9 protein-coding genes are annotated in these 12,857 nt (G+C 72.9%); 5 read left to right on the top strand and 4 right to left on the bottom strand.

Translation table 11 applies throughout. The annotated features are described in order from the left end of the window. Positions 1 to 182 precede the first annotated feature (182 nt). Both CWIS_RS10810 and CWIS_RS17685 read right to left on the bottom strand, forming a co-directional pair. Entirely contained in the window at positions 183 to 503 is a 321-nt protein-coding gene (locus CWIS_RS10810) for a hypothetical protein (protein WP_141369920.1), read from the bottom strand. After that, positions 500 to 1,081 carry a helix-turn-helix domain-containing protein gene (locus tag CWIS_RS17685; RefSeq protein ID WP_053071674.1) on the bottom strand — a complete coding sequence of 194 codons (582 nt, stop codon included), beginning with the start codon at positions 1,079 to 1,081 and terminating at the stop codon, positions 500 to 502. The genes CWIS_RS10810 and CWIS_RS17685 overlap by 4 nt, the downstream gene beginning before the upstream one ends. Before the next feature lie 148 nt (positions 1,082 to 1,229). Between CWIS_RS17685 and CWIS_RS10795 the strand changes: the two genes are divergently transcribed. Together CWIS_RS10795 and CWIS_RS10790 are read left to right on the top strand one after the other, a co-directional pair. After that, a complete protein-coding gene (locus CWIS_RS10795; protein ID WP_048343335.1) occupies positions 1,230 to 2,675 on the top strand; it encodes a glycoside hydrolase family 43 protein in 1,446 nt (481 codons plus the stop codon). Between the two features lie 146 nt (positions 2,676 to 2,821). Further along, positions 2,822 to 5,257, top strand: coding sequence for an excinuclease ABC subunit UvrA (locus CWIS_RS10790; RefSeq protein ID WP_048343301.1), 2,436 nt, complete (start codon positions 2,822 to 2,824; stop codon positions 5,255 to 5,257). A gap of 67 nt (positions 5,258 to 5,324) precedes the next feature. Here CWIS_RS10790 and CWIS_RS10785 read toward each other — a convergent pair whose 3' ends face one another. Next, entirely contained in the window at positions 5,325 to 5,984 is a 660-nt protein-coding gene (locus tag CWIS_RS10785) for a DUF2278 family protein (protein WP_048343300.1), read from the bottom strand. Positions 5,985 to 6,164: 180 nt separating this feature from the next. Between CWIS_RS10785 and CWIS_RS10780 the strand changes: the two genes are divergently transcribed. After that, positions 6,165 to 7,025 (top strand): universal stress protein, encoded by an 861-nt coding sequence (locus CWIS_RS10780; protein WP_141369926.1) that lies wholly within the window; start codon positions 6,165 to 6,167, stop codon positions 7,023 to 7,025. A 108-nt stretch (positions 7,026 to 7,133) separates the two neighbouring features. Continuing rightward, a complete protein-coding gene (locus tag CWIS_RS10775; protein ID WP_048343298.1) occupies positions 7,134 to 8,186 on the top strand; it encodes an amidohydrolase in 1,053 nt (350 codons plus the stop codon). A gap of 42 nt (positions 8,187 to 8,228) precedes the next feature. Here the strand turns inward: CWIS_RS10775 and CWIS_RS10770 are convergent, their stop codons facing one another. Continuing rightward, the gene (locus CWIS_RS10770; RefSeq protein ID WP_048343334.1) at positions 8,229 to 8,522 is read right to left on the bottom strand and encodes a hypothetical protein; all 294 of its coding nucleotides are present in this window, start codon (positions 8,520 to 8,522) and stop codon (positions 8,229 to 8,231) included. Positions 8,523 to 9,011: 489 nt separating this feature from the next. On the opposite strand from CWIS_RS10770, the gene CWIS_RS17680 reads away from it, so the two are divergent. Beyond that, positions 9,012 to 12,857: family 43 glycosylhydrolase (locus tag CWIS_RS17680; protein WP_156186627.1), on the top strand; the 3,846-nt coding region annotated here is incomplete at its 3' end.

Below are 12,857 nucleotides of genomic sequence, written 5' to 3'. Positions count from 1 at the left end.
CGGTCTGCGACGAAGGCCTCAGCGTGGGCCGTGCGACGGCGCCCGGGAGACCTCGCCCGTGGCGCGCCAGACCTGGCAGTGCTGAAGGAGCCAGCGTTGCGCCGCCTCGATGCGCTGCGCGTCGGTGTCGGTCGCCGTGACTCGATCCCAGACGGTGTTCGGATCGACGAACCGCGCCTGGATCAGTGCCCCGACATAGGTGTGGTCCTTCTCGCGGTTGACAGGAGCGCGGTGCGTCGGCCGACGCCTTGGATGTAGAAGCCGTGGGTCTCGTGGAAGCTCGAGAGCTCACCGATCCGGGCGTCAAGCTCGGTTGCCAAGGACTCCGCGTCGTCGTCGTGCATCGGGCACACGTCGATCTCGACCGAGAGGGTGGCCTCGGCGGGCAGCTCATCCTCGTCCCAAGATCCGAGCACCGCCTGCGAGCCGACGATGATGACCGACTTCTGCTGCACGATCCTGGTCGATGCGCGGATGGCGTGCTCGAGATCGGACCGGCTCACCACTGGCGGGCCTTGCGGATCGCTGCGGTGCGTTCGTCGTCGCTGAGCACGCCGGCGAACGGGGAGACCTGGCGCATGTCGATGCCGTGCTCGTCCTCACGTACCAACAGGTCGACGAGCTCATGCGTCGGCCCGTCGAGCGCGTCGCGCCACTGACGGACCCAGTCGACCGCCTGCCGCCCGTGCACCTTGCTCTCGATCCTCGGCAGGTTCGCCCTCGCCTTGGCCCGCACGCTCGGGCCGTCGTGGCGCAGCCGCCGCGCGACCGCACGGTGCAGCTCCAGGGAGATCTTCTCCTCGCGGCGCTCCAGCGCGGGACGTCCGTGGGTCTTGCCGCGAACACGCCGACTCACGGGCGGCTGGTGCTCGGCGGTCGGCAGGGTGAGGGGCATCTCGAGGACGGCGAGGACTGCGAGCAACGTGCGCATCGTCGACCCCTGTCCGGACTCCAGGCGGCGCACTGCGCTCGTGCCGACTCCCGCCAGCTCGGCCAGGTCGCGCTGGTCGAGCTCGCGGGACAGGCGCTGCGCGCGCACGGCCGTGCCCACCTGCGTCTCAGTCGTCACCGCCACGCTCATACGGCGATCCTAGGCGCTATCGTTCGAAAAGCAACGATAGACAGCGCCGCGCGCTGGGCCGTGGCCGTGCAGAGCGCATCGTCGTGCGGACGCGCCGGAACCCCGCCCGGTGTGCGGCGGCGGGCGTGGCAGGCTCGTCGTCGTGCCGATGCCGACGCGTCCCGTGATCTCGGGCTTCCACCCCGACCCTTCGATCTGCCGAGTGGGGGAGACGTACTACCTCGCGTGCTCGAGCTTCGAGTACGCGCCGGGGGTGCCCATCTTCCGGTCCGACGACCTGGTGACGTGGACGCTGATCGGCCACGCGCTGTCGCGCCCGTCGCAGCTGCGGGTCGCCGACGCGAAGCCGTCCGGCGGCATCTACGCGCCCACGCTGCGGCACCACGACGGCCGGTTCTGGATGATCACGACGAACGTGTCCGACGGGCCCGGGCACCTGCTGGTGACCGCGGACGACCCGGCGGGCCCGTGGTCCGAGCCGGTGCGGATCGAGGGTGCGGGCGGCATCGACCCGGACATCGCGTGGGACGACGACGGCCGCTGCCTGATCACGTGGTGCGACGCCGGTCTGCGCCAGGCCGAGCTCGACCCGGTGACCGGTGACCTGCTCACCGAGCCGCAGCTCACCTGGGCGGGCACGGGTGGCGCGCACGTCGAGGGGCCGCACCTCTACCGCGTCGGGGACCTGTGGTACCTGCTCGCGGCGGAGGGCGGGACGGCCGCCGGGCACATGGTGACGATCGCGCGCGGACCGTCGCCGTCGGGCCCGTGGGAGCCCTGCCCGACCAACCCTGTGCTGTCCGCGCGCAGCACCGACGCGAGCATCCAGAGCACCGGCCACGCCGACCTCGTCCAGCGTCCCGACGGCTCGTGGGCGATCGTCTTCCTGGCCGTGCGGCCGCGCGGCTACTTCCCCTCGTGGCACGTGCTGGGCCGCGAGACGTTCGCCGCGGACGTCGAGTGGCGCGACGGCTGGCCGGTGCCGACGACCCCGATCCAGCCCGCCGCGATCGCGCCTGCGCGCGAGCACCTGGGCGCCGAGCTCGGTGGTGAGTGGGTGGGCGCGCACGTGTTCCCCGACGAGGTGCTGCGTCCGGCCGGCGACGGCACGTGGCGGCTGACCGCGACGACGAGCGGGCGCACGTTCGTCGGGCGGCGGCAGGAGCACAACCGGGTGGTCGCGCACGCGCGCGTCGAGGCGTCCGCGGGCGTGGGCGGGCTCGAGATCCGGCTCGACGCGACGCACGCGGTGACCCTCGAGGTCGACGGGTCGACGGTGCGGGCGGTCGCCCGGATCGGCTCGCTCACCTCCGTGCTGGGCGAGGCGCCGCTGGACGACGACGCCGTGCTCGAGCTCGAGGTCCGTGCCTCGCCGTTCGGGGTCTTCAGCCCGCAGCGCGGGCCCGACGAGGTCGTCGCGCGCGTCGAGAGCGCGGCGGGGCGGCGTGAGCTCGGGCGGCTCGACGGCCGGTACCTGTCCACCGAGGTCGCGGCCGGGTTCACCGGGCGCATGGTGGGCGTCGTGGCCGAGCGCGGGGACGTCGTCGTGCGCTCGTTCGAGTACCGCGGGCACGACGAGCCCGAGGGTCGCTAGCCCCGCTCCGCGGCACGCCCTGGGGCCAGGTGGCCCTTGAACCGCGTGTCGGTCGTGCGCGCTAGCGTGGCCGCGACGACGAGCCACCGCCGGCTCCGACGGACCGGTCCTCCGTCGGGAGGTGCGCAGCGAGGGAGACGCGAGCGATGACGCCAGCAACGACGACGAGCGAGGGTGCCCCTGGGCGGCACGCCGCCGACAGCCATGACCTGATCCGGGTGCGCGGCGCGCGCGAGAACAACCTGCGGGACGTCAGCATCGACCTGCCCAAGCGGCGGCTCACGGTGTTCACCGGGGTCTCGGGCTCGGGCAAGAGCTCGCTCGTGTTCTCGACGATCGCCGCGGAGTCGCAGCGCATGATCAACGAGACGTACAGCGCGTTCGTGCAGGGATTCATGCCCAACCTGCCGCGCCCGGACGTCGACGTGCTCGACGGGCTGACCACCGCGATCATCGTCGACCAGGAGCGCATGGGGGCGAACTCGCGCTCGACGGTCGGCACCGCGACCGACGTCAACGCCAAGCTGCGCATCCTGTTCAGCCGCCTCGGGCAGCCGCACATCGGCTCGTCGCAGGCGTTCGCGTTCAACATCCCGTCGGTGAGCGGCGCGGGCGCGATCACGATCGAGGGCGCGTCCGGCAAGAAGACCGAGCGTCGCGAGTTCTCGCAGATCGGCGGCATGTGCCCGCGCTGCGAGGGGATGGGCAGCGTCACCGACTTCGACCTGACGGCGCTGTTCGACGCGAGCAAGTCGCTCAACGAGGGCGCGCTGACCATCCCGGGCTACACGATGGACGGCTGGTACGGGCGCATCTTCCGCGAGTGCGGCTACTTCGACCCGGACAAGCCGATCGGCCAGTTCACGAAGCGCGAGCTCGACGACCTGCTCCGCAAGGAGCCGACGCGCATCAAGGTCGAGGGCATCAACGTCACGTACGAGGGTCTGATCCCGCGCATCCAGAAGTCGTTCCTGTCCAAGGACCGCGAGGCGATGCAGCCGCACATCCGCGCGTTCGTCGACCGCGCGATCACGTTCACCACGTGCCCGGACTGCGACGGCACGCGGCTCAACGAGGGCGCGCGCTCGTCGAAGATCGCCGGTATCTCGATCGCCGACGCGTGCGCGATGCAGATCAACGACCTCGCGTCGTGGGTGCGCGGGCTCGACGAGCCTGGGGGTACCTCCCACGGGAAGGATGGCTCCGCCATCCCGTGGGGGACTGTCGCGCCGCTGCTCACCTCGCTCGGCGAGACGCTCGACTCGTTCGTCGACATCGGGCTCGGTTACCTCAGCCTCGACCGCCCCGCGGGCACGCTGTCGGGGGGCGAGGCGCAGCGCACCAAGATGGTCCGGCACCTGGGGTCGTCGCTGACGGACGTCACGTACGTGTTCGACGAGCCGACGATCGGCCTGCACCCGCACGACGTGCAGCGCATGAACGAGCTGCTGCTGCAGCTGCGGGACAAGGGCAACACCGTGCTCGTGGTCGAGCACAAGCCCGAGGCGATCGTGATCGCGGACCACGTGGTCGACCTGGGGCCCGGCGCCGGGACGCAGGGCGGCACGGTGTGCTTCGAGGGGACGGTCGACGCGCTGCGGCGCAGCGACACCCTCACCGGTCGGCACCTCGACGACCGCGCCCGGCTCAAGGACACGGTGCGCACCGCGACCGGGGCGATCGAGATCCGCGGCGCGAGCACCCACAACCTGCAGGGCGTGGACGTGGACGTGCCGCTCGGCGTGCTCGTCGTCGTGACGGGTGTGGCGGGCTCGGGCAAGAGCTCGCTCATCCACGGGTCGGTCGCGCGGCGCGAGGGCGTGGTCGAGATCGACCAGACCGCGATCCGCGGCTCCCGGCGCAGCAACCCCGCGACGTACACCGGGCTGCTCGAGCCGATCCGCAAGGCGTTCGCGAAGGCGAACGGCGTCAAGCCCGCGCTGTTCAGCGCGAACTCCGAGGGCGCGTGCCCCACGTGCAACGGCGCGGGCGTCATCTACACGGACCTCGCGATGATGACGGGCGTCACGACCACGTGCGAGGTGTGCGAGGGCCGGCGGTTCCAGGCCGCGGTGCTCGAGTACACGCTCGGCGGGAAGAACATCGCCGACGTCCTGGCGATGTCGGTGACGCAGGCCGAGGAGTTCTTCGGCGCGGGGGACGCGCGCACGCCCGCCGCGCACGCGATCCTCGACCGGCTCGCCGACGTCGGGCTCGGCTACCTCAGCCTGGGCCAGCCGCTCACGACGCTGTCGGGCGGCGAGCGTCAGCGCCTCAAGCTCGCGACGCACATGGGCGACAAGGGCGGCGTGTACGTGCTCGACGAGCCGACGTCCGGCCTGCACCTCGCGGACGTCGAGCAGCTCCTGGCGCTGCTCGACCGGCTCGTCGACTCCGGCAAGTCTGTGATCGTCATCGAGCACCATCAGGCGGTCATGGCGCACGCCGACTGGATCATCGACCTGGGCCCCGGTGCGGGCCACGACGGTGGTCGGCTGGTGTTCGAGGGGACCCCCGCGGCGCTCGTCGCGGACCGCTCGACGCTCACGGGCCAGCACCTGGCGACCTACGTCGGCGCGTGAGCGGGGTGTGTCGCGTGTCGCTGTCGGGCGGCGGTCTGAGCTGGTCGCAGGCAGGGCAGAAGGCCCGTCAGAGCGGGTGGCCGTCGGCGTCCGTCGCGGAGGACTGCGACGAGAACTTCGAGACGAACACGGCGTAGCCGCCGTCGGGGCGCAGCACGAGCGTCGCGCCGTCCTGCCAGATGGCGTTATCGTCCCACCACTGCGAGCCGGCCGGGTCGCCCTGGTTCTGGTGGATGTTGTGCACGCCGAGCCCGCTGGTGAACGGCTCGCCGAAGACGAGCGTGCGCGCCCCGACCTGCAGCACCGACTCGAGCGCGGTGGCCGCGGCCACGTTGTCGCCCGCGGTCCAGGCGTGCTCGGCGAGCCACGTGATGATCGCCTGCAGCCACGCGGGCGGTGCCGTGACGAACAGGCACCCGCCGCGGGGGCGGAACGCGGGGTGCCGGATGAGGTCCACGGCCCCGCTCGTCGGGTTGCTCGCCAGGAAGTGGAAGCCGGGCGTCATGGTCGCGACCGGCCCGAGATCCCGGGCCGAGACGCCGAACGTGCGCCACTGCACCCCGATCGCGGACTTCGCGGAGTCCACGTCGACCGCGCACCGGTAGCTGCCCGCCGGCGTCTGCACCTGCAGGTTGACGTGGAACCACCGCCCCTGGTTGTCGGGGGTGTCGCGCTCGTGGGACGTCAGGGTGCCGACCAGCACGCCGTAGCCGTGTTCGAGGGGCATGCCCTCAGGGTGCGCCCGTCGCCCGGCGCGCACCAGGCGAGCGGACGGACCGGGCCGAAGGGCCCATACCCGGCACGGGGGCCGGAGGTACAACCGAAGGGAGAGCAGTCCCGCGTGGCGGTCCCGAGCCGTCGACTGGACGACTGCCGCGGCGCGGCTGCCCGTGAAGGAGTGGCGGCCATGAGCACCCCCACGACGACACCTCGTCCCGACGAGGCGACGACGCACGGTCCCGATGACCTTCGCCCCTGGCTGGTGGTCGGCGACGACCGCACCGACTCCGCGGCGGACGTGTGGGCCTGGGTCGCGGCACAGCCCTGGTCGGGCTGGCGTGTCACCGCGATCACCGCGCGACCCCGCGAGGACGGCTCGCCCAGCGACCAGGCCGCACCGCACGCCTGGCACCCCGAGCCGGCGCGCGCGCTGACCGAGCCGGACGTCCCGGTCGAGCACCTGCTGGCCGAGGCCGACCCGCGTGTGGTCCTCGACGGGTACGACGACGCCGACCTGATCGTGATCGGCCCGCGCGGGCACGGGTTGCTCAAGCGTCTGCACCTGGGCAGCACCGCCGAGTGGCTCGTCTCCGCCCACCGTCCGCTCACGCCCGTGCTGATCGCGCGCTCGACCGAGCCGGTGCGCTCGGTGCTGGTCTGCGCCGACGGCTCCCCCGACGCGCTCGACGCGGTGCGCACGCTCGGCAGCCTGCCGCTGCTGCGCGACGCCGCGGTGACGGTCATGGGCGTCGACACCGCGCAGGGCGACCCGCGCGCGGCGATGATCGAGGCCGCGCACGAGCTGCGCGCGGCGGGCGCGCAGGAGGTCCGGACGTTCCTCGTCGGCGCCGTCCCCATGACGGTCTCGTTCGACGTGCGCCCGACGATCCTCGGCATGATCGAGAAGACCGAGCCGGACCTCGTGGTGCTCGGGACCCGCGGGCTGAGCGGCCTGCGCCGCGCGGTCATGGGGTCCACCGCGTCCGCGGTCGTGCACCACGCGCGGTGCTCGGTGCTCGTCGGCCGCGCCGGCGACCGCGGCCAGTAGGACGCTCGGTCTCGTCCTGCTGCGCCGCAGGTCACGCGGACAGCAGGACGCTGAGACCGTCGGCCCCACCCTCTACCCGAAAAGCGGCAAGTCGGCCAAGGTGGTGCCGTGATCATCGACGCCCACGCCCAGGTCTGGGACCCGGCGTGGGTGCGGTACCCGTGGCTGCGCCCGCGGATGGGCCCGCTCACGGGGGCGTTCACCTACCCGGACCTCGCGGCGCACCTCGACGACGAGCAGGAGGACGACGGGTGCACGGCTGACGACCCCGTGCGCGCCGTGCTCGTGCAGGCATGCGACGACCCGCGCGACGTCGAGGTCATGGCGTCGGTCGCGCGCGACGAGGCGCGGGTCGCGGGGCTCGTCGTGTGGGCGCCGCTGGACCGGCCCGACGAGGTGGCGGACGAGGTGCAGCGCGCGCGGGGCATGGCCACGGCGGCGGGCACGCGCGTCGTCGGCGTCCGCACGTTGCAGCACCACCGCCGCGACCCGGGCTGGGTGCTGCGGCCCGAGACCGACGCCGGGCTCGGGGTCCTCGAGCGGCTCGACCTGCCGTACGACTACGTGACCTCGGACGGCACGACGGTGCGCAGGGCGCCCGCTCGCTCGGCGGTCGACGGCACGCCCCTGCAAGGCACGCCCCTGCAAGGAGCGCCCTCGAACGGCACGACGCTCGGCGGCTCCGGGGGCATCCTCGTCACGGGATCGATCGCGGTGGACCCGGCCGCCGGTGCGGCCGCCCTTGCTGTGCTGCCCGCGGTCGGCGAGCGTCACCCCGGGCTGCGACTCGTGCTGGACCACCTCGGCGGGCCCGTGCTCGGCGACCGGGCCGGGCTCGCGCGGTGGCGCGCCGCGCTCGCTGAGGTGGCGCGCAACCCCCTCGTCGTCGCGAAGCTGTCCGGGCTGTACGCGACCGACGGTCCCGGCCCGTCGTACGCCGACGACGTGCGCGAGGTGGTCGACGTCGCGCTCGACCTGTTCGGGCCGCAGCGCCTGATGCTCGGCTCCGACTGGCCGGTGTGCCTGCTCGCGGATCCCGGCCGACGCGCGCGGGCGGCCGTCGACGCGGCGCTGGAGCGGGCACTGGACGGGGACGACCTGGCCGCGGTCCGCTCGGGCACCGCGGCGCGTACGTACGGGCTCGCCCTCGTCTCGCGCTAGACGGAGCGCGCCCCGCAGTCCCGCGCGCGTGGTGCCGGTGGCTCAGATGTCGTAGCGCGTGTCCGGCTCGACGACCACGCTCGGCGCATCGTCGCCGGACGTCCCCGTGGCCGAGCGGGCCGCCTCGAACGCCTTGTCCTTGAGGGCGGTGCCCTGCGCCTTGGCGAACTCCTTGGCCTGCACCTCGACGTCCTGCACGTACTCCTGGACGCGCGGGTGCCGCCACACCTCGCCCGCCTTGCCGCCCGCCTTGCCGAGCAGCTCGCGCCCGCGACGTGTGCCCAGCAGGTACCCGACGCCGACTCCGACGACGAACGTCCCGGCTCTCGTACCCACGACGACCACCTCCCCACGATCGGGTCACCCGAAAGAGCCGACCCTAGTTGCCGTCCGTGCGTCCCGCGCCCGGAGACGGTCGCCCGGTCGGCCCAGCCGGCGCGCGGGGCCTTCCCTTCGCGGCGTGTGAGCGCTAACATCGCCGCCAACCGGACGACAGTTGCCCGGGTACAGCCGACGACGACGTCGCGGACCGTTGCGAAGGAGCACGGTCAGCCCCCCGACGCGACACGCACGACCAGGCGCACGACGAAGCACGAACCACGAAGCCCGAACCACGAAGCACGACGGACCACACGAGCGCTGCGCGCGCGAGCAACCGCCGACCGCGTCGCGGACCCACAGCGCTCACCCTGCGGGTCGCTGACCCGCCCGGCCGCCCCGGAGGGCCGCAAACCTCCGGGGCGGCCGCCCCTTGGCGCGCGCGAGCGCGTCCTGTGGCATGCGCCGGTGACGTCACCGGTGCGCAGCAGCGACGAGAGGAAGACGATGCGCTCCACCCTCACCCGCACGACCAGCGCGGCCGCGCTCGCGGGGCTCGTGATCGCCGGGCTCGCGATGCCCGCGACCGCGGCCGAGCCCGCCGGGCCGCCCACCGACGCCCTGGTGGCGCACTACGACTTCGCGGACCTGGGCTCGTCGACCGTGCCGGACGTCAGCGGCAACGGACGTGACGCGACCGTCGTCGGGCGGGTCGCGGCGGGGGAGCGCGGGCTGCTGCTCGGGCCGGACGCGTACGTGACCCTGCCGTCGCTGCTCGCGGGGACGACGAGCGCGAGCGTGTCGGTCGAGGTGCGCGCGGACGCGGCGGCGTTCCTCGCGAACAACTTCGTGTGGACGTTCGGCGGTGTCGGCGTGAGCGCGTCGGGCGGTGGGACGGGCTACTGGTTCGGCGCGGTGCACACCGGGCAGGCGCGCACCAAGATCACGTCGACCAACTGGCAGAACGAGCGGGACGCGCGCGCGACCAGCGCGTTCGCCGCGAACACCTGGTACAGCATGACGAGCGTCCTGGACGCCGACTCCCAGACGCTGACGCTCTACGTCGACGGCGTGCAGGCCGCGCAGGCCACGAACGTCACCGTGACCCCGGGGCAGTTCGGGAGCCACGCGGTCAACTACCTGGGCCGGTCGGCGTACGCCGACGACGCGCGGTTCAGCGGTGAGGTCGCCGACCTGCGCGTCTACTCGGACGCGCTGACGGCCGCGGAGGCGGATGCGATCGCCGACGAGCAGGCCGCCGAGGCGCTCGCCGCGCAGCGGGCGCAGGTCGAGAAGGCGCTGCGGGTCGTGGCGGGCGAGGGCCGGGCGACGCGCAGCCTGGCGCTGCCTCCGGGTGTCACGCTCACGTCGTCGGACCCGGCCGTGATCGGTGCGAACGGTGTCGTCGTGCGGCCCGTGGCGGGCCAGCCCGACGCCCTGGTGACCCTGCAGGTGAGCTACGCGACGCGCGGGCTCACCGACGCGGCCACCTACGCGGTCACGGTCCCCGCGCAGCGCGCCGACCGTCTCGTCGCGCACTACGCGTTCGACGAGACGAGCGGCACCGTCGCGGCCGACGGCTCGGGCAACGACGCGGATGCGACCGTCGTCGGGAACGCCGCCTGGATCGGCGGGCACGGCCTGCGTCTGGACGGCAGCAGCTACGTCTCCCTGCCGAACAACCTGCTCGTCGGCGCCCGCAGCGCGACCGTCTCGATCGAGACCAGCGCGGACCCGGTCTCGCTGGGTCGCAACAACTTCCTGTGGAACATCGGCGGGACCGGCACGCAGGGCTACTGGTTCGCGACGACCGGCAACGGCCACGCGCGCACCAAGATCACCGCGACCACGTACACGGCCGAGCAGAGCGCCGAGGACCCGGCCGTGCTCCCCGCACGTACGTGGACCAACCTCACCGCGACGATCGACGGCTCGGTCTCGCCGGCGACGATCACGCTGTACGTGGACGGCGAGCAGGTCGCGTCCACGACGAACGCCTCGGTCGTCACGCCCGCGGAGCTCGCGACGCAGACGCTCAACACGATCGGTCGCTCGGCGTACGGCGCGGACTCGATGTACGTCGGGGGCGTGTCCCAGGCGCGCATCTACGCGACCGCGCTGACCCCGGAGCAGGTCGCCGACCTGTACCGCTCGAACTCCGCGACGGTCGCCGGGGCGTTCGCGGCCGACGTCGCCGCGGTCGCGGGCACGCAGGTCACCGCGTCGCTGCCCGGTGCGCCGGGCGTCACGTGGACGGCCGACGTGGCGGGGATCGTCGCGCCCGACGGCACGGTCACGCGCCCGCAGTCCGAGCAGGACGAGCTGATCGACGTCACGGCCACCGCCACGCTCGTCGACCGCACCGGCGTCACCCGCACGCTGCCGCCCGTCGCGTTCCAAGTCCCCACGCGACTGCCGAACGACGGCCCCGCGCTCGTCGACGCGACCGGCGGCCACTTCTACGCCGACCCGAACATCGCGGTCTTCGGCGACACGTACTACATCTACGCGACCACCGACGGGAAGCCCGGCTGGGGCGGCAACACGTTCTACGCGTGGAGCTCGAAGGACCTGGTCACGTGGACCCGCGCGGCCGAGCCCTTCCTCACGCTCGACGGCGCGAACGGCAACGTGCCGTGGGCCACCGGCAACGCGTGGGCGCCGACGATCATCGAGCGCGACGGGAAGTACTACTTCTACTTCTCGGGCCACCACCCCGGTGACAACGCCAAGAACATCGGGGTCGCGATCGCGGACAGCCCGCAGGGCCCGTTCACCGCGATGAGCGACTCGATGCTCAAGGGCTCCACCGGCAACGGCCAGGAGATCGACCCGGCGGCGTTCCAGGACCCGCAGACCGGCAAGTACTACCTGATGTGGGGCAACGGCACGCCGTACTACGCCGAGCTCGACGACTCCATGACCTCGCTCAAGACGTCCGCGATCTCGATCCGCGGGCTGACGAACTTCCGCGAGGGCCTGTTCATGAACTACCGCCAGGGCACCTACCACCTGACGTACTCGATCGACGACACCGGCAGCGAGAACTACCGCGTCGGCTACGCGACCGCGACGTCGATGGCCGGGCCGTACACCTACCGCGGCGAGATCCTCGTCAAGGACCCGGCGCTCGACGTCTACGCGACCGGGCACTCGTCGATCCTCAACGTCCCCGGCACCGACGACTGGTACATCGCGTACCACCGGTTCGCCCAGAGCGTCCCGGCCGGTCAGCGCACCGGGTACTACCGCGAGACGAAGCTCGACCAGATCACCATCGGCGCGAACGGACTGTTCCAGACCATCCGCCCGACGCTGCGCCACGTGACGCCGCAGACCGTGATGGTGCCGGCGCTGACCGGTGCCGCGCGGGTCGGCGCCACGCTGACCGCTGCGCCCACCGGTGCCGAGTGGACGGCGACCGGGTTCCGCTGGTTCGTCGACGGCGACCCGGTGGCCGGGGCGACCGGGTCGACCTTCGTCGTCCGGGCCGCCGACCTGGGGCTGACGGTGACCGCCGAGGTCACCGCGACCGACGCCGCCGGGCACGTCTCGGTGCGCACCACGCCGGCCAGCGCGGCGGTCGTCGCGCCGCGCACCGACGCGACGCTCGCGTCGATCACGGTGGACGGCGTCGCGCTCCCCGGGTTCAGCCCCGCGGTGCGGCAGTACGCGGTGCAGACCACGTCCGGCAGCGCGGTGGTCCGCGCGGTCGCGACCGACGCCGACGCCACCGTCGTCGTCGCGCCGAAGGCCTCCGACGGCACCTACGTCATCACGGTGACGGCGCAGGACGGCACGACCGCGACGTACCGGGTGGTCGTGACGAAGAAGCCCGTCGCGTCGACGACCGCCGTGACCCTCTCGTCGTCCGTGACGTACGGCGCCACGCACGCCGTGAAGGTCAAGGTGACCGCGGGCACGACGAAGGTCACCGGCACCGCGACGGTCACCGTCCGCAAGGGCAGCACGGTGGTCTCGACCAAGAAGGTGACGCTGGCCTCGGGCGCGGCCTCGGTGACGCTGCCGCGACTCGCGGTCGGGTCGTACTCCGTGGCCGTCGCCTACTCGGGCAGCGCGAGCGTCAAGGCGTCGTCGGCGACCAGGACGACGAAGGTCGTCAAGGTCTCCTCCAGCATCACGACGACGCTGAGCCGCACGAGCCTGAAGGCCGGGACCGGCATCGCGACGCTCAAGGTCACGGTCCGCACCACGACCGGCGTGGTCCCCACGGGCAAGGCGAAGATCCAGCTGGTGCAGAGCGGCAAGGTCCGGCGCACGATCTACGCGCCGCTGTCCGGTGGCAAGGCCTCGGTCTCGCTGAAGGCGCTGACCAAGGGCACGTACACCGTC

The organism is Cellulomonas sp. A375-1 (genome assembly GCF_001040865.1).
Classification (GTDB): Bacteria; Actinomycetota; Actinomycetes; order Actinomycetales; family Cellulomonadaceae; genus Cellulomonas; species Cellulomonas gelida.
Note: the sequence above shows the minus strand (reverse complement) of the source record. Positions and strands in the feature narration are given on the sequence as shown.

What these genes read in the sequence shown, in the direction of transcription:
- CWIS_RS17685 (WP_053071674.1), bottom strand. Translation starts at nt 1,081, where the DNA reads ATGAGCGTGGCGGTGACGACTGAGACGCAGGTGGGCACGGCCGTGCGC.
- CWIS_RS10795 (WP_048343335.1), top strand. Translation starts at nt 1,230, where the DNA reads ATGCCGACGCGTCCCGTGATCTCGGGCTTCCACCCCGACCCTTCGATC.
- CWIS_RS10790 (WP_048343301.1), top strand. Translation starts at nt 2,822, where the DNA reads ATGACGCCAGCAACGACGACGAGCGAGGGTGCCCCTGGGCGGCACGCC.
- CWIS_RS10785 (WP_048343300.1), bottom strand. Translation starts at nt 5,984, where the DNA reads ATGCCCCTCGAACACGGCTACGGCGTGCTGGTCGGCACCCTGACGTCC.
- CWIS_RS10780 (WP_141369926.1), top strand. Translation starts at nt 6,165, where the DNA reads ATGAGCACCCCCACGACGACACCTCGTCCCGACGAGGCGACGACGCAC.